General features: G+C 62.7%; 28 protein-coding genes and 3 tRNA genes. 19 read left to right on the top strand and 12 right to left on the bottom strand.

What is annotated here, in order from left to right; genetic code table 11:
• Positions 1–20: 20 nt before the first annotated feature.
• The 3 genes from H3H37_RS00405 to H3H37_RS00395 are packed head-to-tail and all read right to left on the bottom strand — an operon-like array spanning position 21 to position 3,564.
• Positions 21–1,559 carry an efflux transporter outer membrane subunit gene (locus H3H37_RS00405; protein WP_182158992.1) on the bottom strand — a complete coding sequence of 513 codons (1,539 nt, stop codon included), beginning with the start codon at positions 1,557–1,559 and terminating at the stop codon, positions 21–23.
• A gap of 11 nt (positions 1,560–1,570) precedes the next feature.
• Positions 1,571–3,079, bottom strand: a complete 1,509-nt coding sequence (locus H3H37_RS00400) for an MDR family MFS transporter (protein WP_182160257.1) — start codon at positions 3,077–3,079, stop codon at positions 1,571–1,573.
• 50 nt (positions 3,080–3,129) lie between these two features.
• Complete coding sequence (locus H3H37_RS00395) at positions 3,130–3,564, bottom strand: MarR family winged helix-turn-helix transcriptional regulator (RefSeq protein ID WP_182158991.1); 435 nt, start codon at positions 3,562–3,564, stop codon at positions 3,130–3,132.
• A 170-nt stretch (positions 3,565–3,734) separates the two neighbouring features.
• Between H3H37_RS00395 and H3H37_RS00390 the strand changes: the two genes are divergently transcribed.
• On the top strand, positions 3,735–4,508 hold the full coding sequence (locus H3H37_RS00390; protein WP_229218582.1) for a transporter: 774 nt from the start codon (positions 3,735–3,737) through the stop codon (positions 4,506–4,508).
• Between the two features lie 105 nt (positions 4,509–4,613).
• On the top strand, positions 4,614–5,099 hold the full coding sequence (locus tag H3H37_RS00385) for a hypothetical protein (RefSeq protein WP_182158989.1): 486 nt from the start codon (positions 4,614–4,616) through the stop codon (positions 5,097–5,099).
• 215 nt (positions 5,100–5,314) lie between these two features.
• On the opposite strand, the gene H3H37_RS00380 is transcribed toward H3H37_RS00385, so the two are convergent.
• Both H3H37_RS00380 and H3H37_RS00375 read right to left on the bottom strand, forming a co-directional pair.
• Entirely contained in the window at positions 5,315–6,031 is a 717-nt protein-coding gene (locus H3H37_RS00380; RefSeq protein WP_182158988.1) for a sensor histidine kinase, read from the bottom strand.
• Positions 6,032–6,139: 108 nt separating this feature from the next.
• Positions 6,140–7,831 carry a response regulator gene (locus tag H3H37_RS00375; RefSeq protein WP_220456293.1) on the bottom strand — a complete coding sequence of 564 codons (1,692 nt, stop codon included), beginning with the start codon at positions 7,829–7,831 and terminating at the stop codon, positions 6,140–6,142.
• A gap of 191 nt (positions 7,832–8,022) precedes the next feature.
• Between H3H37_RS00375 and H3H37_RS00370 the strand changes: the two genes are divergently transcribed.
• Positions 8,023–8,475, top strand: coding sequence for a hypothetical protein (locus tag H3H37_RS00370; RefSeq protein WP_182158986.1), 453 nt, complete (start codon positions 8,023–8,025; stop codon positions 8,473–8,475).
• A 36-nt stretch (positions 8,476–8,511) separates the two neighbouring features.
• On the opposite strand, the gene H3H37_RS00365 is transcribed toward H3H37_RS00370, so the two are convergent.
• The 3 genes from H3H37_RS00365 to H3H37_RS00355 form a co-directional block, all read right to left on the bottom strand.
• Entirely contained in the window at positions 8,512–9,495 is a 984-nt protein-coding gene (locus H3H37_RS00365) for a diguanylate cyclase domain-containing protein (RefSeq protein ID WP_182158984.1), read from the bottom strand.
• A gap of 303 nt (positions 9,496–9,798) precedes the next feature.
• Positions 9,799–11,664 (bottom strand): sensor histidine kinase, encoded by a 1,866-nt coding sequence (locus H3H37_RS00360; protein WP_182158979.1) that lies wholly within the window; start codon positions 11,662–11,664, stop codon positions 9,799–9,801.
• Positions 11,665–11,805: 141 nt separating this feature from the next.
• Positions 11,806–12,636 carry a response regulator gene (locus H3H37_RS00355; RefSeq protein ID WP_182158977.1) on the bottom strand — a complete coding sequence of 277 codons (831 nt, stop codon included), beginning with the start codon at positions 12,634–12,636 and terminating at the stop codon, positions 11,806–11,808.
• 451 nt (positions 12,637–13,087) lie between these two features.
• Here H3H37_RS00355 and H3H37_RS00350 point away from each other — a divergent pair.
• The 13 genes from H3H37_RS00350 to H3H37_RS00290 all read left to right on the top strand — a co-directional run bounded on the left by H3H37_RS00350 (position 13,088) and on the right by H3H37_RS00290 (position 20,671).
• Positions 13,088–13,164 (top strand) — tRNA-Arg (locus H3H37_RS00350).
• A gap of 163 nt (positions 13,165–13,327) precedes the next feature.
• Positions 13,328–13,404, top strand: a tRNA-Arg gene (locus H3H37_RS00345).
• A 128-nt stretch (positions 13,405–13,532) separates the two neighbouring features.
• Positions 13,533–13,609, top strand: a tRNA-Arg gene (locus H3H37_RS00340).
• A gap of 146 nt (positions 13,610–13,755) precedes the next feature.
• A complete protein-coding gene (locus H3H37_RS00335; RefSeq protein ID WP_182158976.1) occupies positions 13,756–14,901 on the top strand; it encodes an alpha-hydroxy acid oxidase in 1,146 nt (381 codons plus the stop codon).
• A 32-nt stretch (positions 14,902–14,933) separates the two neighbouring features.
• A complete protein-coding gene (locus H3H37_RS00330) occupies positions 14,934–15,395 on the top strand; it encodes a hypothetical protein (RefSeq protein WP_182158974.1) in 462 nt (153 codons plus the stop codon).
• Between the two features lie 129 nt (positions 15,396–15,524).
• On the top strand, positions 15,525–15,740 hold the full coding sequence (locus tag H3H37_RS00325; RefSeq protein WP_182158972.1) for a DUF7661 family protein: 216 nt from the start codon (positions 15,525–15,527) through the stop codon (positions 15,738–15,740).
• A gap of 574 nt (positions 15,741–16,314) precedes the next feature.
• On the top strand, positions 16,315–16,758 hold the full coding sequence (locus H3H37_RS00320) for a DUF6389 family protein (RefSeq protein WP_255459112.1): 444 nt from the start codon (positions 16,315–16,317) through the stop codon (positions 16,756–16,758).
• Positions 16,759–17,405: 647 nt separating this feature from the next.
• On the top strand, positions 17,406–17,879 hold the full coding sequence (locus H3H37_RS00315) for a hypothetical protein (RefSeq protein WP_182158968.1): 474 nt from the start codon (positions 17,406–17,408) through the stop codon (positions 17,877–17,879).
• Positions 17,880–17,986: 107 nt separating this feature from the next.
• A complete protein-coding gene (locus H3H37_RS00310; RefSeq protein ID WP_182158966.1) occupies positions 17,987–18,352 on the top strand; it encodes a ribonuclease E inhibitor RraB in 366 nt (121 codons plus the stop codon).
• Between the two features lie 71 nt (positions 18,353–18,423).
• Positions 18,424–18,669 (top strand): contact-dependent growth inhibition system immunity protein, encoded by a 246-nt coding sequence (locus H3H37_RS00305; protein ID WP_182158964.1) that lies wholly within the window; start codon positions 18,424–18,426, stop codon positions 18,667–18,669.
• A 46-nt stretch (positions 18,670–18,715) separates the two neighbouring features.
• Positions 18,716–19,303: a hypothetical protein gene (locus H3H37_RS00300; RefSeq protein ID WP_182158962.1), complete on the top strand. Its 588-nt coding sequence runs from the start codon at positions 18,716–18,718 to the stop codon at positions 19,301–19,303.
• 221 nt (positions 19,304–19,524) lie between these two features.
• Positions 19,525–19,902, top strand: a complete 378-nt coding sequence (locus tag H3H37_RS00295) for a hypothetical protein (protein WP_182158960.1) — start codon at positions 19,525–19,527, stop codon at positions 19,900–19,902.
• A gap of 145 nt (positions 19,903–20,047) precedes the next feature.
• Positions 20,048–20,671 (top strand): glutathione S-transferase family protein, encoded by a 624-nt coding sequence (locus H3H37_RS00290; RefSeq protein WP_182158958.1) that lies wholly within the window; start codon positions 20,048–20,050, stop codon positions 20,669–20,671.
• Here H3H37_RS00290 and H3H37_RS00285 read toward each other — a convergent pair.
• Both H3H37_RS00285 and H3H37_RS00280 read right to left on the bottom strand, forming a co-directional pair.
• Positions 20,647–21,465 carry a DUF2182 domain-containing protein gene (locus H3H37_RS00285; protein ID WP_182158956.1) on the bottom strand — a complete coding sequence of 273 codons (819 nt, stop codon included), beginning with the start codon at positions 21,463–21,465 and terminating at the stop codon, positions 20,647–20,649. The genes H3H37_RS00290 and H3H37_RS00285 overlap by 25 nt on opposite strands.
• Positions 21,466–21,478: 13 nt before the next feature.
• The gene (locus H3H37_RS00280; RefSeq protein WP_182158954.1) at positions 21,479–22,111 is read right to left on the bottom strand and encodes a DUF1326 domain-containing protein; all 633 of its coding nucleotides are present in this window, start codon (positions 22,109–22,111) and stop codon (positions 21,479–21,481) included.
• A 243-nt stretch (positions 22,112–22,354) separates the two neighbouring features.
• Between H3H37_RS00280 and H3H37_RS00275 the strand changes: the two genes are divergently transcribed.
• Complete coding sequence (locus H3H37_RS00275) at positions 22,355–22,981, top strand: hypothetical protein (protein ID WP_182158952.1); 627 nt, start codon at positions 22,355–22,357, stop codon at positions 22,979–22,981.
• 37 nt (positions 22,982–23,018) lie between these two features.
• On the opposite strand, the gene H3H37_RS00270 is transcribed toward H3H37_RS00275, so the two are convergent.
• On the bottom strand, positions 23,019–23,978 hold the full coding sequence (locus H3H37_RS00270; RefSeq protein WP_182158950.1) for a D-2-hydroxyacid dehydrogenase: 960 nt from the start codon (positions 23,976–23,978) through the stop codon (positions 23,019–23,021).
• The gene (locus tag H3H37_RS00265) at positions 23,975–24,922 is read right to left on the bottom strand and encodes a LysR family transcriptional regulator (protein WP_182158948.1); all 948 of its coding nucleotides are present in this window, start codon (positions 24,920–24,922) and stop codon (positions 23,975–23,977) included. Before H3H37_RS00265 ends, H3H37_RS00270 begins: the two co-directional genes overlap by 4 nt.
• A gap of 147 nt (positions 24,923–25,069) precedes the next feature.
• Here H3H37_RS00265 and H3H37_RS00260 point away from each other — a divergent pair, with 147 nt between their 5' ends.
• Both H3H37_RS00260 and H3H37_RS00255 read left to right on the top strand, forming a co-directional pair.
• Entirely contained in the window at positions 25,070–25,270 is a 201-nt protein-coding gene (locus H3H37_RS00260) for a hypothetical protein (protein WP_182158947.1), read from the top strand.
• Positions 25,267–26,112, top strand: coding sequence for an alpha/beta hydrolase (locus tag H3H37_RS00255; protein WP_182158945.1), 846 nt, complete (start codon positions 25,267–25,269; stop codon positions 26,110–26,112). Before H3H37_RS00260 ends, H3H37_RS00255 begins: the two co-directional genes overlap by 4 nt.
• Positions 26,113–26,235 lie beyond the last annotated feature (123 nt).

Raw genomic sequence — 26,235 nt, 5'->3', positions numbered from 1 at the left:
TTCCTGTTGTTCGGTGCGGATCAATGGGTGGTGGCGGCTGCGTTGACGGCTGCGTTGGTGCCTTCGTTTGCGGCTGCGCTGGCAGCTTCGTTCCGGTAGCCGCCGCCCAGTGCCTGGGTGAGGGCCACTTCGGCCTGTACCTGCGCGTGCGTCAGGGCGAGCGCGCTGTCCTGCTGGCGCAGCAGGGCCAGTTGGGCAGACAGTTCGCTGCGGCGGTCGGCCAGGCCATGCGCGGCGCGGGCCTGCACGCTGCGCAACTGGGCGTTGGCCGCTTGCGTGGCTTCCTGCTGGCGGGCCAGTTGCTGCTCCATGCCTTGCAGGGCGAGGCTGTCCTGCGCCACCTCGCGCACGGCTTGCACCACGGCCTGGTTGTAGGCGGCGATCTTTTCATCGCGCTGGCTGCGCGCGCTGGCCAGTTGGGCGTTCAGGCGCTTGCTGTCGAACAGGGGCAGGTTCAGCGTGGGCGCCAGGTACAGCGTGCGGCTGGCGCTTTGCAGCAGATGCTGGTAGGAGATCGAGTCCAGGCCGATGGCTGCGCTCAGGTTGATGTCCGGGTAGAACGCGGCCTGCACGGCTTCCGTCTGGCTCAGCGCCGCTTGCACCTGCCAGCGGGCTGCCTGCAAGTCAGGACGGCGGGCCAGCAGTTCCATGCCCAGTTGCGCGGGCAGCGCGTGCGGCGTCGCCGTCAGCGCGCGCGGCTTCAGGCCGGTGAGTGCGCTGGCATCGGCGCCCAGCAGGGCGCGCAAGGCTTCGCGTGCGGCGCCGGCGTCGGCCTGCAACTGCGCTTGCTGCTTGCGCAGTTGCGCCAGCTCCGCTTCGGCCGCGTGCGCGCTGTCGCTGGTGGCCAGGCCGTGCGCCATGCGTTTGGCCTGGTCCTGCACCAGTGCGGTCTGGATGGCGATCTGGCCGTTGGTGTTGTCCAGCCGCGCCCACGTGCCTTGCAGACGGAAGTAGGTTTGCGCGATGGCGGCGGCCAGCGCTTGTTCGGCCTGGGCATAGCTGGCGCGCTGCGCGTTCAGGTCGCCCACGGCGGCGGCGATCTGGGCGCGGTTCTTGCCCCACCAGTCGAAGTGGTAGCGCGCTTCCAGCCGCACATTCTCCTCCGTGAAGTAGCTGCCGCCGATGGGGGCGGGGAACAGGCCAGTGCCGGAATAGCGCTGGCGGTTGACGTCCGCGTGGCCGTCCAGTTCCACGCCCAGCGCGGCGCTGCTGGTGTCGAGCGCGGCGTGCGCGCTGCCGATATGGGCGGCCGCCACCTCCAGGCTGGGGGCCGAGGCCAAGGCCTGCGCCATCAGCGCGTCGAGCTGGGGATCGCCGTAGCCGGTCCACCAGCGGGCGGCGGGCCAGCCGTCGTGGGCCAGGCGGATGTCGGCGGCCAGGCTGGCGCCGGCCACGTCGCGCTGGGGCAGCGGGGCGCTGTCCTGCGGGATGTGGGCGCAGCCGGCCACGGCGAGCGACAGTAGTGCAAGCAGCGCCCGTGGCGCCCGCGTTGCCAGTGCAGGCGCCGTTGGTGTCAGCGTAGGTGCCGGCCTGCGATGGCGGCGGTTGTTTGTCGTCATGGCGTTCATTCTCATTCCGGGGCGGCGTGGTCGGGGGCGGGCGTGGGCGCGGCGGCGGCGGGCTTGGCTGGTGGCCGGATCAGCAACAGCAGGGGGATCACCAGCAGCGTGAGCACCATCATCAGCCAGAAGTCGTCCACGTAGGCGATCATCGAGGCTTGCCGCGTGATCTCGTTATTGAGCGCGGTCGCCGCTTCGGGCGTGGCCAGATTGTAGACGGGGCTGTCGAGCAGGCCGGGATTGCCGTAGGTGACCTTCTCCGCCAGCGTGGCGTGCATGGTTTGCGTGTTGCGCACCAACAGGGTCTGCACCAGCGCGATGCCGATGCTGCTGCCGATGTTGCGTACCAGGCTGTAGATGGCCGTGCCTTCGGCCCGCATTTCGGGCGACAAGGTGGCGAAGGTGGCGGTGCTGAGCGGCACGAACACCAGGCCCAGCCCCAGTCCCTGGACGACGCCGGGCCATACGATGTCGCCGCGCGAGAGCACCAGCGTGTAGCCGCTCATCCACCACAGCGACAAGGCGGTGATGGCGAAGCCGGTGCCCAGCAGCAGGCGCAGGTCGAAGCGGCCCACCAGCCGGCCCACCACCAGCATGGCGAACATGGTGCCCAGGCCGCTGGGCGCCGTCACCAGGCCGGCCATGGCGGCCGGGTAGGCCATCAGCCCTTGCAGCATGGTCGGGGTGAGCGCGCGCGTGGCGTACAGCACCATGCCGACGATGAAGATGAACAGCAGGCCGCTGGCGTAGTTGGCGTTTTTGAGCAGGCGGTAGTTGAAGAAGGTCTGGCCGGCCGGACGCAGCGCCGTGTGGGCGGCGAAGTAGGCGAAGCTGAGCGCGAGGACGATCGCTTCCACCCAGGTCTCGGTGGCGGCGAACCAGTCGTTCTGCTCGCCCCGGTCCAGCAGCATTTGCAGGGCGCCGATGGCCAGGCTGAGGGTGGCGAAGCCGAAGCCGTCGAAGGCCATCCGGCGCGCGGCCGGGCTGGGGCGTATGTATTTCCAGATGCCGTAGAACGCCAGCGCGCCCACCGGCACGTTGATGAAGAACACCCAGCGCCAGTTGTAGCTGTCGGTCAGCCAGCCGCCCAGCGTGGGGCCGAGGATGGGGCCGATCATCACGCCCATGCCCCACACGGCCATGGCCGAGCCGTGCTTTTCGCGCGGGTTGATGTCAAGCAGCACGGCTTGCGACAGCGGCACCAGCGCCGCGCCGAACACGCCTTGCAGCAGGCGCGCCGCGACGATCTGGCCCAGCGAGGCGGACAGCCCACACAGCACGGAGGCGGCCGTGAACCCGGCCACGGCCGTCAAGAAGATGTTCTTCTGGCCGTAGCGGTCGCACAGCCAGCCGGTGAGCGGGGTGGCGATGGCGGCGGCCACGATGAACGAGGTCAGCACCCACGTGATTTGGTCCTGCGAGGCCGACAGGCTGCCTTGCATGTGCGGCAGCGCGACGTTGGCGATCGTGCCGTCGAGCGCCTGGATGATGGTGGCCAGCATGATCGACAGCGTGATCATGGGCCGGTTCAGGCCATCGTCCGGCGCGGCGGCCGCCGCTGGGGCTGTGCTCACAGCTGCGCCTCGATACCGGCTTGCAGCGTTTCCAGTACTTCCGTGGCCAGTTGCAGCGCTTGCGGGTCGATGTTGCGCAGCAGTTCGGCGCGCAGCACGTCCGATTCCGCTTTCAGGGTGCGGTAAATGTCCTGGCCGGCGTCCGTCAGCATCACCAGCTTGACGCGGCGGTCGGTGGGCGAGGGCGTGCGCAGCGCGTAACCGGCTTTCACCAAGCGGTCTATGGTGGCGACCATGGTGGGATCTTCGACCCCGACCATGGCGGCCATGCGGGTCTGCGACAGCGGCTTGGCGGCCTTGGCCACGATGGCGATGGCCATCCAGCTGGCCTGGCTGATGCCCAGGTGCTTGAGGCGGCGGTCCACGGCCAGCCGCCAGCCGCGCGCGGAGGTGTGCAGGGCGGCCGAGAAGCGGTCTTCGATAGAGGTCAAAAGGTTTGCTCGTAAATGGTTAGAGATCGAATGATTAGGATAGCAGTGTTTTTCCAGTGCAGCAAGTTCGCATGGGTGCTTGGGCCGTCCGGCAATCGGTGTTAGTCTGCTGCCTATGAAGCAACTAATTGAGCACCGATGGATCAGCGACTAATGCAATGGAGGCCAGCATGACCGCACCGCAAGCCGCCTGCCTGCTGGCCCTGGCCACGCTGGCGACCGTGGCAGTACCGGGCCGCGCCGACGAATGGCAGCCGGTGACGCCTTACCGTCCGTCCGTGTCCAGCCCGGCCCAGTTGCCGTATCCGGGTCAGCTGGAACTGGAACTGGGCGGCCTGGCCACCAAGGCCGATGGCGAGCATCGCAACAGCCTGCCCTATGCCTTGAAGCTGGCCTTCAACGACAATTGGGGCGTGGTGGTGGGTGGCGAGGCATGGGTCTCGGCGCCCGACGATGGCGGCGGACGCACCCATGGCGTGGGCGACACCACGTTCGTGCTCAAGCGCGCCTGGCTGATCGACAGCGCCACCGCCTTCGGCATGGAACTGGGCGCCAAGGCTCCCACGGCCCGCGACAGCATCGGCAGTGGCCGGGCCGATTACAGCGTCAACGGCATCTTCAGCCGCGATTTCGACATTGTGCACATGGACGCCAACCTCAACCTGACCCGGCTCGGCGTATGGGAGGACGGCAGCAGCCGCACGCAGACGGGCGTGTCGGCGTCGTTTTCCATCCCCGTTTCCGAACGCTGGGGCATGACGGGCGAGCTGGCGGGCACGCGCCGCGGCGGCGCCGACCGCACGGCGCAGGCGCTGGTGGCCGCCGCCTACAGCCCCAGCAAATACATGACCATCGATGTGGGCCTGGCCAAGGGCTTGAACCGCGCGTCGGCCGACTGGTCGCTGTTCGGCGGTGTCGTGTTGCCACTGGCGCGGCTGTGGTGATATGTTCGTTTGCGTACGGTGCAGCATCTGTCTGGCGGTTAAAATGTAGTTCTTGCCGGCATGATGCGGCATTTTTATTATTTTTATAACAACGGGAATAACTCGATGAAACCTCTGATTCTTGCCGCCAGTCTGCTGGCCCTGAGCTCCTCCGCGATGGCGACCGACGTGGGCGTGTCCATCAGCGTGGGCGAGCCTGGTTTTTACGGCCGCATCGACCTTGGCAATTATCCGCAGCCGCCAGTGCTGTACCGGGAACCAGTGATCGTGCAGCGTCCGCCGCGCTATGTGGAAGCGGCGCCCATCTACCTGCACGTGCCGCCCGGCCATGCCAAGCACTGGGACAAGCACTGCCGCGAGTACAATGCCTGCGGCCAGCGCGTGCTGTTCGTGGACGATAACTGGTACGAAAGGGAATACGCGCCGCGCTACCGCGCCGAACATGGCGACCGTGGCCGCGATTATCGTGACGACCGTCGCGACGACCGCCGTGACGACCGCCGTGATGATGATCGTGGCCACGGCAAAGGCCATGGCAACGGTAACGGCAACGGCCATGGCAACGGCCGCGGCCACGGTCGCGACGACTGACCCCCGGCCGGCATGGCGCCTCCTGGCGGGATCACCCGACACGGGGCGCCATGCGCAGCAATAATGTCATCTTAAGTGGTGGAGCGGGTGCTGGCCGTGGGCAGCGTGTCCCACGATTTCGGTGTGTCCCGCACGGCCGAACATGCCATGTCCCCGCGCAGCCCGCCGCGCCCTATATCCCTATATCTATGCCGTGACCACGGGGCGGCCGCTCGTCAAGCTGCACTGAAAGGCTTGGGCAGCACCACCGTCACCTGCACCCCGCGCTGGCCATTGGCCGTCACGCTCAATTGACCGCCCAGGTGGGCGGCGCGCTCGCGCGCCATGCGCAGGCCATACTTGCCCTGGGTGGGCAGGTCGCCGCCGTCGGGCAGGCCGACGCCGTCGTCGCGCACGGTCAGCATCAGTTGTTCCTCGTTGTCGTCGACGATCACGTCGACGGCCGTCGCTTGCGCATGCGTGGCCACGTTGGCCAGCGCTTCCTCCAGCGCGCGCAGCAGCACCACGCTGTGGCTGCGCGGGCAATCGAGTTCCTCCTCGGGCAGGCTGCAATGGACGGCCAGCCCGTGGCTCGCTTCGAACTGCGCCACCTGTTCGGCCAGCGCCACGCGCACGCCGAGAAATTCCAGCTTGTCATTCCACAGCCGGTGCTGCATGTCGCGGTTGGTTTCCACGATCTGGTGCAGCAACTGCTTCATGTGGGCGGCCCGCTCCTGCAGGGCCGGTTCCGGCGGCATCTTCTGCATCAGCAGGCCAAGGTGCATGGTGAGCGCCGTCAGCGACGAGCCCAGGCTATCGTGTAACTGGCGCGACAGTGAACGACGTTCGTCGTCCCAGCAGGTGTGCACGTGGCCGAGCAGTTCGCTCAGTTCCGCGCTGCGTTGCGCCTCTGGCGTGGTGGGATCGGTAGGAGGGGAAGCCGGAACGGGCATGGCATACTCGGTTGGTGGTGGAACAACATTTGTTGCGATCATACCTGAGGACGAAAATATCTGGCGCACCGCGAGCACAACCGTTGGACGCTGGCCGCAGGGGCACGCCTAGTCCACTGCCTGGCCCATGCAATGGCCTATCACTTGCAGCAGGTGCTCCACGTCGACCGGCTTAACCAGGTGCCGGTCGAAACCGGCATCGAGTACGCGCTGGCGGTCCTCGGCCTGGCCGTAGCCGGTCAGTGCCACCAGCTTGATGTCGCGCGTGGCCGGGTCGGCCCGCAGCCGCCGCGCCACTTCATAGCCATCCATGGCCGGCAGGCCGATGTCGATCAGCGCCAGGTCGGGCCGGCAGCGGGCCGCCAGTTGCAGGCCCAGGCCGCCCTCGGCCGCCTGCTGCACCGCATAGCCATAGCAGCTCAGCATCATGGCCATCATTTCGCGGCCATCGTCGTTATCCTCGATCAGCAGGACGGTGGGCTTGTCGGCCGGCGCCGCCTGCGGCGTGGCCGGCGTGGCCGGTTCGCCATGGGCCACGCGGGGCAGGCGCAGGGTGAACGTGCTGCCGGCGCCGTCGCCGCCACTGTCGGCGCGCACCTGGCCGCCGTGCAGCTCGGCCAGCCGGCGCACCAGCGACAGGCCGATGCCCAGCCCGCCCTGTGAGCGGTCCAGCGTGCTGGCGCCCTGCACGAACACGTCGAACACCTGGGGCAGCAGGTCGGGCGCGATGCCGACGCCGGAATCGTGCACGGTCAGCACGGCCTCGTTGCCGTCGGTGCCGGTGCGCACTTCGATGCGGCCGCCCGGCGGCGTGTATTTGAGGGCGTTGTCGAGCAGGTTGCTGACGATCTGTTCGAGCCGCGTGGCGTCGCCATCGACCCAGGCCGGCTCCAGCTGCTGGCGTAGCGTGTAGCCGGCGCCGCGGCCGGTGGCGCGGCAGGTTTCGAGGCAGTTGGCCACCAGCGCCGCCAGGTCCAGCGGCGCGCGGCTGAGCAGGATCTTGCCCGACATGGCGCGCGACAGGTCCAGCAAATCGTCCACGATGCGGCCCAGGTGCTGGCTCTGGCGCTGGATGATCTGGCGCGCCCGCGCCGCCCCTTCGGGCGAGACGCCGGGCAGGCCGATCAGGGTGGCGGCGCTGCTGATGGCGCTCAGCGGGTTGCGCAGCTCGTGGCCCAGCATGGCCAGGAATTCATCCTTGGCGTGGTTCTGCCGCTCGGCCGATTTGCGCTCCTCGATCTCGCGCGTGAGCCGCTTGTTGGTGCCCGTGAGGGCCGTGGTGCGCAGGCTGAGCTGGCGCGCCTGCAGCCGCAGTTCCTCGTTCTTGGTGGCCAGCGCGACGAACACGGCGATCTTGGCGTGCAGCACTTGCGGGATCACGGGCGTGAACAGGAAGTCGACGGCGCCGCGCTGGTAAGCCTTGAGCCGGTCCAGCTCGTCGGCCAGGAAGGCCGTGATGAAGATGATGGGAATATTGGCCGAGCGGGCCCGCTGGTGGATCGCCTCGGCCGTCTCGAAGCCGTCCATGCCCGGCATATTGACGTCGAGCAAGATCACGGCGAAATCATGCTTGAGCACCTGCCGCAACGCGTCCTGGCCTGAGCTGGCCGGCAGCACCTCGTAGCCTTCCTCGTCGGACCACTGGGCCAGCAAGCTCGTCAGCGCGAACAGGCTGGCAGGGTCATCGTTCACGACCAGGATTTTTGGTTTTTCTAATGTGGGCACGGGATCGGGCCTGTCGGTCGGTGCGCTGCGCTGGGTGGCGGCGGGCAGGGCAGCCGGGGCGCGCAGGGCTGTCATGAGGCCGTCAGAAAAGTGCTGGTCGATCATAGCAATAGCGTTTACGAATGTCAAAACCGTGCCTCTATCGTACGCGAGGGCGGCCCATGGGCACTGTTCGTTGCCGCACAGACGGCAGGGGCGGGCGCCACCACAGTGGGGTGTATCGCCGGCGCGACCTGGCGCCGCCGCAACCGTGGAGGAATCGCACCATGAACCTGAAGACTCTGATCAATGATGAATATGGGGAGCTGGGCATGCGCGCGCTGGCCGAAGCGCCTGTCACGGCCCTGCGCAGCATGAGCGCGCAGGGCGCCGAGGCGCTGGCGCAGGTGTTCGGCGTGCACACCGTGCGCGACCTGGCGCGGCTCGATTGCGTCAAATGGGCTACCGTCATCACGGCGCTGGCCGACGAGGAACCCCCCACGCCGGTGGAGCAGGCCAGGGAAACCTTGCTCGACGAGGCGGTGGAGATGACCTTCCCCGCCAGCGACCCGCTCTCGGTCGATGCCAGCGTGACCCGCATCGAAGTGGCGCCGGAGGTGGTGGGCGGGCACGACGATCACCAGCACGCGGCCCAGGTGGAGGAAAGCACGGCCCATGGCTTGCGGCATGGCACGCCCAAGGGCGGACGCGGCGCGGGGACGCCGGCGCGCGGTCACTAGTTGAACTGGCGGGCCGGGGTGGCCCGCCAAGGTCGCTCAGGCCGGGGTCGACAACATGCTGTGCTGCACCGGCGCGTCGGGCAGTGGTGCGGCCAGCGCGGCCGCGCAGCAACGGTTCTTGCCGGAGCGTTTGGCCTGGTACAGGGCGCTGTCGGCCACGGCGATCAGCGCCTCCACGTTGTCCGCATCATCGGGGAACAGGCTGATGCCGATGCTGGTGGACAGTTTGAGCGTGAGATCGTTGATCAGATACGGCTCCGATACGGCCTCGATCAGCTTGGCGGCCGGTTCCTGGGCGTCGCGCAGCGTGGTGATGTCGCCCATCACGATCACGAATTCGTCGCCGCCCACGCGGGCCACGGTGTCCTCCTTGCGCGAGCAGCCCGTCAGCCGCGACGCCACCATCTTCAGCACTTCGTCGCCACAGGCGTGGCCGTAGGTGTCGTTGATGCCTTTGAAGCCATCGAGGTCCAGGTACATGACGGCCGCCTTGCTGTGCTGGCGTCGGGCGTGCTGGAGCACGGTGGCGATGCGGTCTTCCAGCAGGCGGCGGTTGGGCAGGCCGGTGAGCGGGTCGTGCAGCGCCAGTTCCTGCTGTTGCTTGCTGTATTGGGCCAGTTCCTTGTACAGCAGGCGCACTTCCAGCATGTTGTGGATGCGCTTGTGCACTTCGAGCAGGTCGAAGGGCTTGCTGATGAAGTCGCGCGCACCGGCTTCGAGCGCCGCGATCTTGAAGCTGGGCTGGGCCGTCAGGGCCAGCACGGGCAGGTAGCCGCCTTGTTCGATGGCTTTCAGCCCCTTCATGACCTGGAAACCGTTCAAGCCTGGCATTTGCAGGTCGAGCAGGATCAGGTCGTAGCAGTGCTGGCGGTGCAGCGGGCACACCTGTTCCGGATACATGGTGGACGTCACGTTGGTGTAGCCGGCGTCGCGCAGGATCTCCAGCATCAGGTCGATATTGTCGGCGCAATCATCCACCACCAGAACCTTGGCGTTCAGGATTTCATCTCGACTCGGCATAGTGTTCTCTGTCATTGCAGACGCCCCGGCCCCGCGCCAGTGGCGTAATAAATCGATAATAGCGCGCCCTGCCGGGACATGGCGCACGCGAGAGCAATTATTTCCACATGGAAATTATTGTACCGCGTTTTAGTGCTCTTAAAGTGTAGCAAACGCACAGAAAGTTGCTGTAGGACAGTGCCGCATGCGTGGGTAGGAATTGACTGTTGCTGCTTGGCAAGTTGATTCAGCGCTAATCTTGCGCACCGGCGCACATTGGCATCGATGTATTGTTCAATTATAAACTAAATCGGATGCGCTGATTCAGCGGGTGCGGGTGGCAGGCGCGCTGGCGTGGGCCAGCGGCAGGCGTACTGTGAAGCAGGCGCCGCGGCCTTCGCCCTCGCTGGCCGCGCCGACCGTGCCGCCGTGCTGTTCCACCAGGTGCTTGACGATGGCCAGTCCCAGGCCCAGCCCGCCATGCCGGCGCGTGGTGGAGGAGTCGCCCTGGCGGAACCGTTCGAACACATGGGCCAGGAATTCGGCGCGGATGCCCATGCCGTTGTCGCAGACGGCGATCTCCACCTGGCCATCGGCCTGGCCCACGCGCACCGTGACGGTGCCGTCGCGCTCGGTGAACTTGAGGGCGTTGCTGAGCAGGTTCCAGATGATCTGCTGCAATCGGCTGGGGTCGGCCGCCACCAGCCCGGCCTGCGCTTCGAAGCGCCGCTCGATGCGGATCTGGCGCGCGTCGGCGGCCGGCTGCACGGCGTCGATGGCAGCGTCGGCGATCGTGTGCGGCGCCAGCACCTGCACATCCAGCCGCACCTTGCCGGAGGTGATGCGGCTCATGTCGAGCAAGTCCTCGATCAGCTGGGCCTGGGCGCGCGCATTGCGTTCGATGGTTTGCAGGCCGCGTTGCACGTCGGCCACCTCGCGGCTGCCCCGGCGCAGCACCTGGGCCCAACCCATGATGGCGGTGAGCGGGGTGCGCAGTTCGTGCGACAGGGTGGCCAGGAATTCATCCTTGAGGCGGCTGGTGCGCTCGGCCTCGGCGCGCGCGCAGCGTTCGCTGTCGAGCAACACCTTGCGTTCCTCGGCCGCGTGCTGGGCCGCCGCGTACAGGCGCGCGTTGTCGATCGCCACGGCGGCCTGGGCCGCAATGCCGCCGATGATGCGCTCCGTGCGCTCGCTGAACATGTCCGGCTCCGGATGGCCGAAGTAGAGGCTACCCACCACCTCGCCCGAGCGCGATACGACGGGCACGGCCAGGTAGCTGCGGATCACGGGCAAGGCCGCCGCTTCCTCGCGCATGGCCTGGGCGTGGCGCGCGTCGCGCAGCAAGTCGTTGCTGCGCACCGTGCCTTCGCCGCGCAGGCCGATGCCGAACAGGGCGCTGGCGCGGGGGCGGCCGAAGCTGGGGAACAGCTCGGGTGCGCTGCCGGACAAGGCGTGCAGCATCTGGGGCGCGCCTTCCGCGTCGCCGCTGTGATAATAGAACGCGCCGAAGCGGGCGCCGCTGATGCTGGTGGCCGCGTCCGTCACCTCTTGCAGCAGCGGCGCCAGGTCGCGGGTGGAGGCCAGCGCGCTGCCGGTGCTGTTGAGTAATTCCAGCACAGCCGTCTCGTCGCGCAACGCTTCCTGGGCCCGTTTGACCTGGTCCACGTCGGTGCTGGTGCCAAACCAGCGCAGCGCCTGGCCGCCGCTGTCGCGCACCGGGTTGGCGCGTGTGAGGAACCAGCGGTACTGGCCATCGGCGCCACGGATCGGTACTTCCATCTCGAATGGCTGGCCGCTGGCCAGCGAGGCGTGCCAGCGCGCCATCAGTTGCGGCAGACAGTCGGGTGCGTAGACGGTGGGCCAGCCGGCCGCGCCAGTCTGGTCGGGCGCCGTGCCTGTATAGGCATACCAGCGCTCGTTGCACCAGATCATGTTGCCGTCGCGCCCTGCGATCCAGGCCAGTTGCGGCATGGCGTTGGCCAGCGCGCGCATTTCTTCTTCGCCCACCCGTAAGCGTTCGCGCAACGCTTGCTCGTTGCGCAGCAGGGTCGCGTTGCGCTCTTGCGCCAGACGTAACGACTCCCGCAGCAGTGCGACTTCATTGTCATGGTCGTCCGCGCCGGTGGCGGACTGGACAGTTTTTGCCGGGGCGAAACGATAGCTGCCCGTCGGCTCGGTGGAGAAAGTCATGGGTGGGTCGTGGCCCTAGTGAATCTGTGCAATATCGGCCTGGCCAACGGAGCGATGCGCGCTGTTTCCATATGTCGATGACAATATTGTAGCGGGCGCGGGCCTGCGAGGCCCGCACGATAGCCGCGCGATGATGTGGGATTACGGCGCATCATCGTGTAGGCGGCGGCTGATGCTGCTCAGCGCTTGTTGCAACTGCTCCAGTTCGTAAGGCTTTTGCAGGGTGGTCACGGGCCAGGGCAGGTGGCGCGTGAGCGCATCGCCATAGCCGGACACGAACAGCAGTTGCAGGCCGGGATGGCTGTCCAGCGCCAGGCGCGCCAGTTCCACGCCGGACATGCCGGGCAGGCTCACGTCGCAGAACAGGATATCGACCGGATCCTGTTCCAGCGCGGGCAGGGCGGCCTCGGCGCTGGCCACGGCGTGTACATGGTGACCCAGGGCGCGCAGCGTTTCGCAGGCCAGGTAGCGCGCGTCGGCATTGTCTTCCACCACCAGGATGCGCAACGGCGCGGTGGTGGCGATGCTGCCGGCGGGGACGGTGGCGGGCATGAGCATGCACAGGATGCCGGCTACTGCGCCGGCCGCATCGCGCACCGGGGTGTAATACAAGTCGCAAGGTAATTGCGTGGGCATGCCCTTGCGCCAGACCGACAACGGCTGGGCCCGATAGCTGGCGCTGTGGCCGGCCCACGCATGTTCGATGGCGGCGGCGTTCCAGCTCCAGGCTGGCGGCAGCACAGGCGGCACCTTGCCGCCGGGCGCCTGCAGGCTGGTGCTGCCGTTGAGGCTGACGTAGGCCTCGTTGTAGACCATGATCTGCTCGCGGCTCCACATCAGCAGCATGGGCGCGGGGCTGTTGAGCAGGATATCGATCACCAGCCGCAATGCCGGGGGCCAGTGCGCGGCTTCGCCCAGACGGGTAGGCGACCAGTCCGGGGCAGGGGGCACAACACGGTCGGGCAGCTTCATGCGGGCGGCGGTTGGGGTGGGACGATGATAAATCCTACACCAATTGGCGGCCTGAACCTATGGACAAAAAAAAGCCCGCTGCGAGAGCGGGCTGAATCTATTTCCTTGGAGGAGATAGAGGAGACAGGTGAATGATGCCGTACCGCAGTTATATATGCCAATTTTGATTGGTGATGCATGGCATCACTAGCATGAATGAAGCGGCGCGCAGACCGCGATTGCGGGGAAGAACGGTGGTTTGCAGCCTGTTGGAAAATGGTGCTGGACAAGCACGATGAACCTCCCTATAATCTTGCTTCTTTCGGACGGCAAGCCTTCTGAAAGAGGCAATAAACGCGGTTTTTAGCTTATTGCGAAGTAGTTGATTCGGTGGATGTCTCACCAAGCCAACTAAGCGGTTGAAAATATCGCACTTTGCAAAATTTAATTAATGCGTTACAATGTTGCTTAAGCGGCTGTAGCTCAGCTGGATAGAGTACTTGGCTACGAACCAAGGGGTCGTGGGTTCGATTCCTGCCAGCCGCACCAGAATATTGGGATCAGATCGTCGGGTCTGATTGAAGTTTAAGTAGTACCGGGGTTTCCCCAGCAGGGCGCGCGTCACCATCGTATGGCGTTGCAAGAAGTAGCGTGTAGCGTTTCTTTAAAGAATGCTTCGCGACACAGAAAACCTGTTATAATGTTGTTTTTCGCGGCTGTAGCTCAGCTGGATAGAGTACTTGGCTACGAACCAAGGGGTCGTGGGTTCGATTCCTGCCAGCCGCACCAGAATATCGGGGTCAGATTGCAAAATCTGACCCCTTTTTCTTTTCCGAATCAGCAATGTGGTGGTCGATAGAGAATGTCGCATTCTCCTATTGGCATTCAGAAACACCCCTGCTATAATCTTGCCTCGCGCGGCTGTAGCTCAGCTGGATAGAGTACTTGGCTACGAACCAAGGGGTCGTGGGTTCGATTCCTGCCAGCCGCACCAGAATATCGGGGTCAGATTGCAAAATCTGACCCCTTTTTCTTTTCCGCCTCCGGTTTTACCCGCCTGTATTGCCTTTCCCACATTCTTATTGGCTTTTGCAATGAAATAGCCGATGATTTGAAGCATCATCGAAAGGGGAAGTGTTCATGACTGTCATCACCTGCATAGAAGACTTGCGCGTCCTGGCGCAAAAACGCGTGCCGCGTATGTTTTACGACTACGCCGATGCGGGGTCGTGGACGGAATCGACCTATCGGGCCAACAGCAGCGATTTCGCCGCCATCAAATTCCGGCAGCGGGTGGCCGTCAACCTGGAGAACCGGACGCTGAACAGCACCATGGTCGGGCAGGAGGTGGCCATGCCGGTGGCGCTCGCGCCCACGGGACTGACGGGCATGCAGCACGCGGACGGCGAAATCCTCGCCGCGCGCGCGGCTGAACGCTTCGGCGTGCCGTTCACCTTGTCCACGATGAGCATCTGCTCGATCGAAGACATTGCCGCCAACACATCCAAGCCGTTCTGGTTCCAGTTGTATGTGATGAAGGACCGCGATTTCATCAACCGCCTGATCGACCGCGCCAAGGCCGCGCGTTGCTCGGCGCTGGTGCTGACGCTGGATTTGCAAGTGCTGGGACAGCGCCACAAGGATTTGCGCAACGGTTTGTCGGCGCCGCCCAAGCTGACCCTCGCCAACCTCCTCAACCTGGCGAGCAAGCCGCGCTGGTGCCTGGGCATGGCAGGCACGCGCCGGCGCAGTTTTGGCAACATCGTTGGCCATGCCTCGTCCGTGTCGGACATGTCCTCGTTGTCGGCCTGGACCAACCAGCAGTTCGACCTGAGCCTGTCGTGGAAGGATGTGGAGTGGATCAAGCAGCGCTGGGGCGGCAAGCTGATCATCAAGGGCATCATGGACGCGGAAGATGCGCGGCTGGCGGTCGAGAGTGGCGCCGACGCGCTGATCGTCTCCAATCACGGTGGACGGCAACTCGACGGCGCGCAATCGTCGATCGGCGCGCTGCCGGCCATCGTGGAAGCGGTGGGCAAGCAGATCGAAGTGCACATGGATGGCGGCATCCGCTCCGGCCAGGACGTGATCAAGGCGCTGGCGCTGGGTGCGCGCGGCGTCTACATCGGCCGGCCTTTCCTGTACGGGCTGGGCGCGATGGGCGAGCAGGGCGTGACCAAGTGCCTGGAAATCATCCGCAATGAGCTGGATTTGACGATGGCATTTTGCGGGCTGCGCGATGTGCAGAAGGTGGATAGGAATATTCTGCTGCCGGGATCGTTTTGAATCATGGCGCGGCTTCGCTTGATTGAACGGATATGAGAAGCACCGTTCTCATCGCCACATCAGTCCTGATCGCCTCGTCAGCGGCCGCCCAAATCGTCGTTCCCGCGCAGGCGGGAACCTATGGAACGCAAGCGAAAACACAACGCACACCTCCTATGGATGCCCGCTTTCGCGGGTATGACGCCCCTGACTTGGCGGCGTTCGCCTCTGAGGGCGCATTCTTCGTTTATTCAAGTCAACGTAAAAGTCCCAGGGTATTGGATCTGGACGCTGACGAGGGGCCCAAGAGCAGAGATACCGTGGTGATCAAGCCACGGGCAACCGAAAATGCGCTCGCCGTCGCACTCTCACGCGCCTGGAAGAGAGGGTTTGTGGAAGAGGGTGTGGAGGAAACGCGGAATGTGCTGTTGGAATGCCAGCACGAAACGTCCGTAGTGTTAACCACGCCGCTAATGCGAAGCGACGCGCAGCAGGCGCACTGCTTCAGGTTTTGAGCTGTCCATTGCGCCATCTATTGGGCCGGGACTGGGGATCAGTGCATCAATTTGCTAAATTTGCAAGTATCAAGTACGCTCGTGTACTGATATGCATTTTCCGTCATTTCCGTTTTGTTGGGGCGTTCAGTGAAGGAATTCAGATTTAACATATTTGGCGCCCATATCGCGATCACCGGCGCGCCGGGCGCGTGGCGTGCATTTATTCTTGGCACCGAAGGAAAACGCCGTCCCGCCGACTTTGTCGTACCGGACGACGTGGCGGAGCATGAGTTGTGCGAGTATCTGGCCGATCTATTTCACGAGCATGCTACGCCACGGAATAGCGTCGCAAAACAATTGTAGTAGTGCCAGGGGGGGGGCTCTGGGGTTAGGCTTAACTAACATGGGAATAACAAAAAGCGTTCTCATTATCACAATACCATTCGGACTCTTGCTTGGTGGGGTTGGCTTTTTTGCCTCCCGTCAGTACGGATTTGTGTCACCGTATTATGAGTGGGCTCTCGTTGCAGTTTGCATATCCGCATTCATCGGAGTGCTACTTGATGTGTTGGCCAATCAAAATGCCGATGGTCGTTTGTATGCATTGCGCGAATTCTTGCACCAGTGCTGGTGAAAAACAATTTTGATTTCGACCACAAGCAGTCGGTGACGGATCTGTATTCTTCATAAAGTGAAATGATCAGAAAGTATGAACAAAGGTGAAAAACGTAGCGGTTATCTGTTCATAGCTGCTGGATGTATGTTCTTCATTGCTGCATTGCTCAGTAGGCAAGGCGCATTCTTTGGAGTGGGCGGGGCATTTTTGGGAATAGGTGTGGTTCGTCTTCGTAAGTAAGAATGACGATATTTAAAAATTTAGGGGAAAACTGATACCGCTGTCGGCCAACAGCGGCCGGACGCTAATACAGATTGAAAAATGATCTCATTTGGACTAGACCAGAAGCAATTTTCTCAGAGACTTATGCGGTCGCTAGATGGCCTGTCGGGTCACTCGATTCAATGCATTCGCAGCTTTCTGAATGAGCCCCTTTCTGTCGCCGTCAGAAGCGTAGAGTTCCAACTGTTCGTCGATGCGGAAAATTATGGTGCACCTTCCATCTGGGCATACTTTGTTGGCGACGATTTGAAGACTAGCGAACGTTCTTGTGAAATGGCACTAAACCTTGATGAGTTAGAGGAATTGGACGGCCGGTATTTCACAGACTTCAAATTCGGAGGCGTGAACTTGATAGCTGACGTCTTAAAATCTTGGTTCGCCGATTGTTGGTTGAAGGCAGGTGGCTGGGGCTTTGGGGTGCCAGCCGTGCTCGATGTTCACGATGGCTTTGGTGATGGCCGGAGAATCCAGTTAACAAAGTAGAATTGGCTACGGCACACGACTGGCCTCGGCCAGGAACGGACGGTCGTGTTGCCAATGGCAATTTGCCGGTGAGTACAATCTGAATCTTAGGTTTTTCAATAGATATTTCTGCCTCGACATGCGCAAGCCTTTTCTAGACGAGATATACCGACTCGGCGGGGATCCGTCCGACGAGGTATGGAATTGGTTAATCACGCGCGGACCACATGGCGCGGATTTCACCTGGGGTCAGACACGGGACGAACCCGCAGGATTTGTCGGCGTCGAACTGCTCACAAAGTTTGTCGCAGAGATGGAAGCATCGGTGCCGAATTTTCGGCGCCGTACACAGGAGGCCGTACGAATAGGCATGCGATCAACAATGCCCCTAATGGTGAGGACCGCGATCCAGGTCGCAGCAGTGGTAGGAGGCCAAGAGGAACTCAGGCTGGTAAAGCAATTAGTGCAGAGCGATGAGGCTGACGTGGCGAGCGATGCGCGAGCATGCGTCTTTTATTTGAAACGAGTTCTACGTGGTTGAAGAGGACATTCGGGTTGTAGCTGCGGGGGCCTGTAGTTGCTGACGAACGATGCCTCCAATCGGCCAGCACCGGACTGTGGCGGTGGGGCGCTACTGCAGCCATGTAGCATTACTTGAAAGATTCGGCATGCGGAAATTCGCATTTTGTTTGTTACTCCTCTTTCTAACTTTATCCGGACGAGCTATTGCGGCAGACTGCGAGTTGGAGGCTCGGGTAGATTATGTGGCGATTCAAAATTGCGATGGTGAACGCCACCTCGGCACAATCAACGGAGAAGGAGGTATTCACGATCCGGTAAGGTTTGATGCGATACCTCTTGGGATTGAGAAATTTTGGTCGGACATCTGCCAGTGCTATCTGTGGCAGGTCTCAGGTATCGCCGGGGCGCATACTCATGTGGCCCGCTTTCTACAGAACGACGCCAAAGGAAACCTTGTGTTGATACCTGGTGGAGAGTTTGGTTCAGAGATCGGAAAGATTTCCCGTGTCAGCCAAGCATTAGGATTTACCGTTGAAGTACGTGATGCTGACGTATCTGGAAAGCGAAGAACCTTCGAGCGCTATCGTTTCGACGGTAAGCGGTTTTTGAAAATCAAATGACGGCCACCGGCCAGGAGCAGCCGGTTCCCGGACATCAGTAGCTGCCGAAGTTATATCCTTATTGATTATTTGATAAACTGGACGGAGGTTGTTCCCGAAATAAAGATATGACACCAAAACAAAGACTTCGAGCCGCCGAGGTGATTGCCACCCAAATGGCGATGAATTCACTAACAATTGAGGCATTGCGAAATGCAGGGCTATCAGAAAGCAGAGAAGTTCAAATCGATTTTTTATTTGTGGCCCCTGACGAAGTAAAGGCGAACGCATTGGCAGCGCACCTATCCGCGAACGATTGCTTATCAGTATTAGTGCGACGAAATGGCAGTTTTTTCTCTCGAAAGTACCTAGTGGAGGGTAAGACTTACCCAACCTTAGTCAATGAGAGAGTTTTGGCCGAGTGGTTACCATGGATTGTAGTGCAAGGAGCTGTTCTAGACTGTGAATTTGATGGCTGGGGCACTGAAGTGTGAAAATAGAAATACTGCTCCCGGCCAGGAGCGGTCATACAAAAAAATAAGGGCAATACATGAGGTTGGAATCGGTGGCTGATATCGAAGGCGTTTGGGTCGAGCCCGAATTTGAATCTAGCCTGATACAGCTTTGTAGAGAAAACTGGAAGGTTCCGATTTCTGATTTGTCCAACCATGCACTTGCAACTTACATACGTCAGCGGTTGGGACTGAAAGCGGTGGTGCCGGAAGCGCTGCGCAGGATTGAGCGAGGGTACTCGGATGATTCCGAGCTTTATGATGACGAGTTAGCGAATGCGATAGGCGAGTTGGCATAGCATGGCGCTAACGGCCAGTAGCTGCCATCTAAGTGAAAGAAGGGTAATGAGTAAGAGCAAAGCTGGTGTATTTTGTCTTTTATTTGCGTTAGGGGTCACATTCGCGCACCTTTGGTCTCAGCGAAACGTGGACTTGAAAATCGCCAGTACAACGTTTCGAGTTCCAAATCCAGCGATAATCAGCGCCTCCTCGCTGCGAGCGACTAGCGGCGCGCTCGACAACACACAAGGTGCTTTTTTGGAAATTTCCAATGGACCTTATTTTGGAAAATGGGGCGTACTCTTGCAGTCGAGTGCAGAGCGGCGAGCGAATGGATTTCCTTCGCCATTTGACACTGCCATTGCTGAAGGGACGGTGGAGACTGCACTTCAACTTACTTCCTTTGGGTGGTATAGATGTATGGAGTTATGTGGGAGAGATGTCTGGTACTTCAGCAGAAAGCCTACGCGCGATGATTCAACATATTCCGTCGGCTCTATCGTTTGCAACGAAACAGAAATTTGTCATTTGTTCTTCTCGTATCGTGATGTAGACGTTCAGATTTCACTTCAGCAAAGGCAGATTGAGAATGCGCCAGCAAACTTAAAACAAGCTGCCGAGTTAATTGCTTCTTTAGTCGTTACTAGAAAGTAATTTAATCAAGCTCTATGAAAGACTGGCTCATTAACGGGTTCTTAACCGGGCGAGAAAAGGTGTCGAAGGTCCGAAATGGGGCGATAGCCGACCTTCGCGGCACTTGGCAATCGAACCGCTCATGGCCCCATTTTTTGCCCGATAACTAACTACGGGAATTGATGATTTTCTTTAGAATCCTACCAAGAGTATTCGTATTAAAGTCAGGACAGTTGCGTGCCATGATTTTAGTCGCATCGGTGGCTGTCTTGGCTTTGCCTGTTTATTTTCTTGTCGGCCTCATCACAATTCCCATTGGAGTAGGGTTACTGATGCTCACTAGTTCCAGTCCGTGGATATTGAACCTCTATCCATTCCTGTATGCAGGTTCGGGAAATTGGAATGCGCCGGTGTTTTATCTGGATAATGCTGTCAGCATCCCGCTCACGATCGCTCAGTGGGGCATTTTTGCATTTGTGGCCAGTATCTTTTTGCGCGAGTTTTCAAGGAGTAAAATGTTTTCCGCAGTATTGATTTTATTCCTGATAGACGGTATTGCCACTTCCGCCATTTTGTCTCTCGTCGATATTAAATTGATGTGGGTGGCAGGGCATACCTGACCCGTTAACGTCCCCCGATGCGGCGCTCGGGCCGCCGGCCTTCACGCCCGCCGGCTTTGGATTATCATTGTTGGCGATCATGAACTTCTGATTTTTCGCCAACCCTGACGCGGCCTGCCCGCGCCAACTACCTCAGGACATTACGATGCCACAGCTCAAACTGACTTACTTCGATTTCCACGGCGGCCGCGGCGAGCCGGCCCGTCTGGCGCTGCACATCGGCGGCATCCCATTCGAAGACCACCGCTTCGCCTTCCCCGAGTTCGCCGAGTTGCGCAAGACGACGCCATTCGGCCAAGTGCCCACGCTGCACGTGGACGGTACGCTGGTGACCCAGTGCGACGCCATCCTGCGCTATGCCGGCAAACTGGCGGGCCTGTATCCCACCGACCCTTACCAGGCCTTGCTGTGCGACGAGGTGGCCTATGTGGTGGAAGACGCGAACGTCAAAATGAGCCCCACCTTCCGCATGACGGGCGAAGAACAGAAGGCGGCGCGGCTGGCGCTGGTCAACGGTTCCATGCCTGTCTACCTGCGCTGGCTGGAGGCGCAATTGCTGGCGCACGGCGGCGAGTTCTTCGCTGACAACCGCCTCACCGTGGCCGACCTGAAGGTGTTTGTCGATATCCGCAACCTCAATTCGGGCCGCCTCGACCATGTGCCGGCTGACCTGGTGCAAAGCGTCGCCCCGGCGCTGAACGCCCATATGCAGCGCATCGCCAACACGCCAGCCATCCAGGCCTACTACGCGAAGTTCAGCGCCAAATAAGGCGACAGCAGCGTCGCCACGCCCCAGGCGACGAACACGACACCGGTGGCGCGACTGATCCAGTGGCCTGCCGGTGCCAGTTTCTCCACCAGCACGTAGACGGCCAGCCCGGCGATCCAGGCCAGGTTCATCACGCCGCCCACGAACAGCAGCAGCATCAGCGCCCAGCAGCAGCCGACGCAGTAGGCGCCGTGGCGCAAGCCCATCTGGAATGCACCCAGGCTGCCAGTGCGCCAGTTGGCCAGCACGAAATCGAGCGGCGACTGGCAATGGGCAAGGCAGGCGGATTTGACGGGCGTCCACTGATACACGCCGGCTGCGACCAGCGTGGCGCCGGCCAGCACGATGCTGGTGCTTTCCATCATTGCCGACAGCAGGGCCGCCCGCTCCAGCAGGTATTGCAGCGCGACGGCCGCCAAGCTGAACCCGCTCCACACGGCCACGTAGCCGAGGCCGAACAGCGATATGGCCCATGCCGTTCCCGAGTCCGACCCCGATCCCGATCGCTGCGTCGCGCCATGCCTGCGCGCCATGGTCGCATACAGCAACAGCATGGGCAGTGCGCTTGGCAGCATCATGGCGACCATCATCACCGCCCACATGACGAGCATGACAAGCGCATGGGAAATGGTCCACGGCCCGGTGCTCATGGGCATGAGCATGCCGTCCATTTCCTCCATCGTGCCCGCGCCCGCGAGCAGGTAGGTCCAGGCGAGCGTACTCACGAGCGTGACGGCCACCACCGGCAGCGCCCGTTCGTGATGCAGCACGCGCGCCAGGATCGCCACGCTCATGGCCGGCGCCGCCTCAGCCCAGCACGCCCGCCGGGCTCTGGATCACGTGCGCCAGCGTGCTGTGGCTGCCCTTAGTGGTGAACGGAACCGCGCCCGTGCTGTCGATGTTGGCCGAGGCGATCTGTCCTTCGCGGTGCTCGAAACCTTCGGGCAGCACGACGGCCCCACGGAACGGTGCGCCCGTCACGGGGTTCCTGATCGGTTCCACGTCCGTCGTCAGCACGCCGGGGATGACCACGCGCGCCTGGCGTTCACGCAGGTCGAATTCGAAGCGGAACGGGGCGAATACGGGGTCGTGCATCTTGGTCACGATCAGGCTGAAGATATGGAACAGCGTGCCTTCCTGCGAGTTCTGGCCGGACAGGATGGCGAACAGGGCCTCGCGTTGTTCCGGCGTGGCGCGTTCGTCGATGATGGGTTGGGCTTCGCCATTGCCTTCGTGTAGCGCGCCCGGGAAGTGCACCGTCACGCAGAACGACAGGCCGTCCAGCCGTATCCCTTCAAAGTAGCCGGAAGTGATATGCATGGCGACCAACCCCTTGCAATATCCCTCCGTTGGTCTTGCGTTAAAGTCGCATGGGCATCCATACGCGCAGTTGCAGTTCTTTACCCAGTCACCTTCCAGGCGCCAGTCTGCCGTTGCCATGATCGCCTCCCCGAATGTGGTACACGCGGTATCTCCGCACTCTTCACTGTAGGCCGCGGCGCGCCAAACACAAGTCCGGACTGGCCAAGGCCCGCGCACGGTTGCGTTGCGTATTTCTGCACGGATGAGATACGTGAACTATATTGAAAGCGACATCGACCGGCTTCAACGGCAACGGCATCCGGCTTCAGCAGGAGGGCAAGGGCGCGCCCGCGTGCGCCTGTTTCCAACGGGGAGAAGAAGATGTGCAAGCGAACTGTTTTGATGTTGCTGCTGGCGCTAGGGTTGGCCGGCGCCAGCATGGGCGTACTGGCCCAGTCCGGGCAAACCGCTTTCGGCCAGGCGACCGTGGAGCCGGCCTTGAACGCTGCGGACGGCAGTACCGTCTATCTGCTGACGCCGTCGAAGGCGCCATTCCCATCGATGGCCAACCCGCGCGCCGCCGCGCCGCTCTACCTGCCTGCCTATCCCAGTAATTCGACCATCAATCCGGCCGTACTGAACTGCCAGCCGCACAATTGCGACCACGTCAACGTGCTGCCGTTCCCGGCGCCCGGCTATCCGAATGGCGGGGCCACCTGCGTCCAGTATGGCTACCCGGCCAACCAGTGCGCGCTGCTGATCGGACACGACCACCTGATCGGCGTGCCGCACACGGGCGACTTCAACGTGGCGTGGTCGGTGGTCCTGGTGGTGTTCACGCCGGAAGGACTGGCCGCCGGCGCCGGCAATCGCCGCGTGATGACGCTGATGGACATCGCCACGCTGGTGACGCGGGGCTGGGCCCACGAAGTGGCCACGCCCATCACGTTCAATTGCAGCATCGTGCCCGCAAACGTCTACTACAAGGGCACGCCGCTAAGCTTTTGAGTGACAGCGTGACCGGGTGACGCGGCGGCGGGCCCGCTCACACCACCACGTTGCGCTGCGCGCCCGCCACCCACGCTTCGATGTTGTCGATCAGCTGATCGGCCAGCACCTGCATGGCCTGGCCGCTGGCCCAGGCCGTGTGCGGTGTGAGGATGAAGTTGGGCAGGCGCAGCTGGAGCAGCACGTTGTTGTCCGGTGGCGGCTCCTGCGTCAGCACGTCGAAGCCGGCGCCGGCGATCACGTGGTTGTGCAGCGCGTCGGCCAGCGCCTGTTCGTGCACCAGTCCGCCGCGCGCGGTGTTGATCAGCAGCGCGCTGCGCTTCATGCGGGCCAGCTCCGGAGCGCCGATCATGTGGCGCGTCTGTTCCGTCAACGGCAGGTGCAGGCTGATCACGTCCGACGTGTCCAGCAGTTCGTCCCAGCCGACCTGGCGCACGGCGGGATCGTCCACGGGCGAGCGCGTGTGCACGCACACCTCCATGCCGAAGGCGCGCGCCAGCGCGGCCACCGATTTGCCCAGCGCGCCGTAGCCGACCAGGCCAAGGCGGCTGCCGGCCAGATCCGAGATCGGGTGGTCGAGCAGGCAGAAACGGCCCGCATGTTGCCAGCGGCCCGCTTCCACGTCGGCGCGGTAGGCCACCAGGTTGCGGCGCAGGGCCAGGATCAGCGCGAACGTGTGTTCAGGCAGCGAGTGCACGGCGTAGTTGCGGATGTTCGAGACCGCGATGCCCCGTTCGCGGCAGGCCGCCAGGTCCAGGATGTCGGTGCCGGTGGCCGCCACGGCGATCATCTTCAGGTCCGGTAGCTGGCCCAGGTCGGCTGCCCGCAAGGGCACCTTGTTGGTGATGGCGATGGTGGCGTCGCGCAGCCGTTCCACCACATCGACATGGGCCGTGGCGGGATACTGGTCCCAGTGGTGGGGAAAGGCAGGCAGGCGCACGCTGGCGATCAGGCTGTCACGGTCGAGGAAGACGACGCGGTGCGGGGCATGGCTCATAGGGTGAACTCCGTGTTGAGGGCGCGCGCAGTTTTGGGCAAGCGCATGCCGGGATGTTGGGCGAACAGCTCGGCCACCCATTCGACGAACACGCGCACCTTGGCCGACAGGTGGCGGTTCTGCGGGTAGACCACGTGGATGGGGATGGGCGCCGAGGTCCAGTCGGGCAGCAGCAATTCCAGCTTGCCTTCGGCGATCAGCGGTTCCAGCACGAAGCGCACGGTCTGGATGATGCCCAGCCCGGCCAGCCCCGCAGCCAGGTAGGCGTTGGCGTCGTTGACGGCGATCGAGCCGGGCAGCAGCGTCTGCACCAGTTCATCGCCGCGGGTGAAGTCCCATTCGAAGATCTTGCCGGTGCGCGAGGAGAAATAGTTCACGCAGCGGTGGCGCAGCAGCTCGTTCGGGTGCTGTGGCCGGCCGTAGCGCTCCAGGTACGATGGCGCCGCGCAGGTCAGAAAGTGCAGGAAGCCGACCCGGCGCGCGATCAGGTTGGAGTCGGCCAGCGCGCCGCCGCGCACGCAGCAATCCACGCCTTCCTCGATCAGGTCGACCTGGCGGTCGCTGCTGCCCAGTTCCAGTTCGATATCGGGATAGCGGGCGAAAAAGTCGGGCAGGGCGGGCACCAGCACTTCGCTGGCCAGGCCCGTGGGCGCGTCCACCCGCAGCCGGCCGCTGGGGCTCAGGCGCGTGCGCGACAGCGATTCCTCCGCTTCGCGCACGTCCGACAGGATGCGCAGACAGCGTTCATAATAGGCGGCGCCGTCGGCCGTCACCGTCACCTGGCGCGTGGTCCGGTGCAGCAGCTTGACCTTCAGCGCCGCTTCCAGCGACTGGATCAGGGTGGAGACGGTGGCTTTGGGCAGTTGCATATTGTCGGCCGCGCGCGTGAAGCCGCCGGCGTCCACCACCTGCACAAACACTTCCATCGCTTGCAGTTTATTCATCTTCTCCACTCATTGTTCGGATTCATGAACAATCAATTCGACATTGCCGTATTTATCTAATTGTAGTGGAAGTTTAAGATTGTTGTACTGCAGCATGGAACACAGCCCCGTCGGGCCGGACGCTGGCAGTTTGGGAGGGAAAACATCATGGCATATCGGACTGAAATCATGGCGGTGTTAGGACTCGCGCTCGGCGCGGCCGCGCTGGCGGCCATCGTCACCACCGATACGTACGCGCTGGCGGCCCAGACCGAGGCGAGCGGCGTCCATGCCCTGACCCAACAATGGCAGGCCGATGGCGACCAGCTGGCCTGCGCCGACGACGCGGTACGGACGGTGCATCAATGAACGCGCTGTCCGACCAGCTCAAGAGCCGCAACCTGGACGTGCGCGGCGTGGACGGCATGCTGCCCGCGCGCCTGTACAGCTACGGCCCCGCCGGCACCAAGCGCGACGCGCTGATCGTGTTCTTCCACGGCGGCGGTTTCGTGACGGGCGGGCTGGAGGACAGCGACATGTTCCTGCGCCACCTGGTGAACGACAACCCTGAGCAACTGGTGCTGGCCGCCAGTTACACGCTGGCGCCCGTGCGCCCGTTCCCGGCCGCCGTGGAGGACGCGCACGCCATCCTGAACTGGGCGCGCAAGAACAAGACCAAGCTGGGCTGGACCGGCAAGCAGCTGATCGTGGGCGGCATTGAAGCGGGCGCTAACCTGGCCGCCGTCAGCGCGCTGATGGCGCGCGACCGTGGCGGCCCGCCGCTGGCTGGCCAGCTGCTGATCATGCCCATGCTGGACCCGGGCCTGAGCACCGGCTCGATGCGCTGCAACAGCGCGGCGGCCGACATGGTGGACGTGGCCGACGCCTGCGCGGCCGGCTACCGGGGCTACTTGCCCAACGCGGCCGACCGCACGCACCCGTATGCGTCGCCGCTGCAATCGAGCCGTTTGAAGAATTTGCCGCCGGCACTGATCCTGTCGGCCGAGGACGATCCGCTGCGTGACGAAGCGGAGTTGTATGGCGCCAAGCTGATCGCCTGTGGTGTGAAGACCACCGTCAGCCGGTTGCCGCCGGCGCCCCTGCACGAATCAGGGGCCCGTAACGAATGCGCGTGCAAAGTCCACGCGCTGGGAGAAATCGCCAGCTTCATCGCTGGCCTGGAACGGGCCGACCCGCCGCCAGCCGCATAAGGGATTCCCCGCCATCTTAGCAAGACCTGCTTGACGCTCCGCGCTGGCCCGCCACCGGAGCGGTAGTGCCGTGTTTTCTCGAATTTTGTCCGAGTCGCCCGGTTCCGCCATATCTATTAAAGA

The sequence above is a fragment of the Rugamonas brunnea genome (assembly GCF_014042345.1).
Lineage (GTDB): Bacteria > Pseudomonadota > Gammaproteobacteria > Burkholderiales > Burkholderiaceae_D > Rugamonas > Rugamonas brunnea.
The sequence above is the reverse complement of the archived record's forward strand: the minus strand, read 5'-3'. Positions and strand labels throughout refer to the sequence as shown.

Excerpts from the sequence above, each read along its gene's own strand:
- H3H37_RS00405 (WP_182158992.1), bottom strand. The coding sequence starts at position 1,559 with ATGACGACAAACAACCGCCGCCATCGCAGGCCGGCACCTACGCTGACA.
- H3H37_RS00400 (WP_182160257.1), bottom strand. The coding sequence starts at position 3,079 with ATGATCACGCTGTCGATCATGCTGGCCACCATCATCCAGGCGCTCGAC.
- H3H37_RS00390 (WP_229218582.1), top strand. The coding sequence starts at position 3,735 with ATGACCGCACCGCAAGCCGCCTGCCTGCTGGCCCTGGCCACGCTGGCG.
- H3H37_RS00385 (WP_182158989.1), top strand. The coding sequence starts at position 4,614 with ATGAAACCTCTGATTCTTGCCGCCAGTCTGCTGGCCCTGAGCTCCTCC.
- H3H37_RS00380 (WP_182158988.1), bottom strand. The coding sequence starts at position 6,031 with ATGCCCGTTCCGGCTTCCCCTCCTACCGATCCCACCACGCCAGAGGCG.
- H3H37_RS00375 (WP_220456293.1), bottom strand. The coding sequence starts at position 7,831 with ATGACAGCCCTGCGCGCCCCGGCTGCCCTGCCCGCCGCCACCCAGCGC.
- H3H37_RS00370 (WP_182158986.1), top strand. The coding sequence starts at position 8,023 with ATGAACCTGAAGACTCTGATCAATGATGAATATGGGGAGCTGGGCATG.
- H3H37_RS00365 (WP_182158984.1), bottom strand. The coding sequence starts at position 9,495 with ATGCCGAGTCGAGATGAAATCCTGAACGCCAAGGTTCTGGTGGTGGAT.
- H3H37_RS00360 (WP_182158979.1), bottom strand. The coding sequence starts at position 11,664 with ATGACTTTCTCCACCGAGCCGACGGGCAGCTATCGTTTCGCCCCGGCA.
- H3H37_RS00355 (WP_182158977.1), bottom strand. The coding sequence starts at position 12,636 with ATGAAGCTGCCCGACCGTGTTGTGCCCCCTGCCCCGGACTGGTCGCCT.
- H3H37_RS00335 (WP_182158976.1), top strand. The coding sequence starts at position 13,756 with ATGACTGTCATCACCTGCATAGAAGACTTGCGCGTCCTGGCGCAAAAA.
- H3H37_RS00330 (WP_182158974.1), top strand. The coding sequence starts at position 14,934 with ATGAGAAGCACCGTTCTCATCGCCACATCAGTCCTGATCGCCTCGTCA.
- H3H37_RS00320 (WP_255459112.1), top strand. The coding sequence starts at position 16,315 with ATGATCTCATTTGGACTAGACCAGAAGCAATTTTCTCAGAGACTTATG.
- H3H37_RS00315 (WP_182158968.1), top strand. The coding sequence starts at position 17,406 with ATGCGGAAATTCGCATTTTGTTTGTTACTCCTCTTTCTAACTTTATCC.
- H3H37_RS00310 (WP_182158966.1), top strand. The coding sequence starts at position 17,987 with ATGACACCAAAACAAAGACTTCGAGCCGCCGAGGTGATTGCCACCCAA.
- H3H37_RS00300 (WP_182158962.1), top strand. The coding sequence starts at position 18,716 with ATGAGTAAGAGCAAAGCTGGTGTATTTTGTCTTTTATTTGCGTTAGGG.
- H3H37_RS00295 (WP_182158960.1), top strand. The coding sequence starts at position 19,525 with ATGATTTTAGTCGCATCGGTGGCTGTCTTGGCTTTGCCTGTTTATTTT.
- H3H37_RS00290 (WP_182158958.1), top strand. The coding sequence starts at position 20,048 with ATGCCACAGCTCAAACTGACTTACTTCGATTTCCACGGCGGCCGCGGC.
- H3H37_RS00285 (WP_182158956.1), bottom strand. The coding sequence starts at position 21,465 with ATGAGCGTGGCGATCCTGGCGCGCGTGCTGCATCACGAACGGGCGCTG.
- H3H37_RS00280 (WP_182158954.1), bottom strand. The coding sequence starts at position 22,111 with ATGGCAACGGCAGACTGGCGCCTGGAAGGTGACTGGGTAAAGAACTGC.
- H3H37_RS00275 (WP_182158952.1), top strand. The coding sequence starts at position 22,355 with ATGTGCAAGCGAACTGTTTTGATGTTGCTGCTGGCGCTAGGGTTGGCC.
- H3H37_RS00270 (WP_182158950.1), bottom strand. The coding sequence starts at position 23,978 with ATGAGCCATGCCCCGCACCGCGTCGTCTTCCTCGACCGTGACAGCCTG.
- H3H37_RS00265 (WP_182158948.1), bottom strand. The coding sequence starts at position 24,922 with ATGAATAAACTGCAAGCGATGGAAGTGTTTGTGCAGGTGGTGGACGCC.
- H3H37_RS00260 (WP_182158947.1), top strand. The coding sequence starts at position 25,070 with ATGGCATATCGGACTGAAATCATGGCGGTGTTAGGACTCGCGCTCGGC.
- H3H37_RS00255 (WP_182158945.1), top strand. The coding sequence starts at position 25,267 with ATGAACGCGCTGTCCGACCAGCTCAAGAGCCGCAACCTGGACGTGCGC.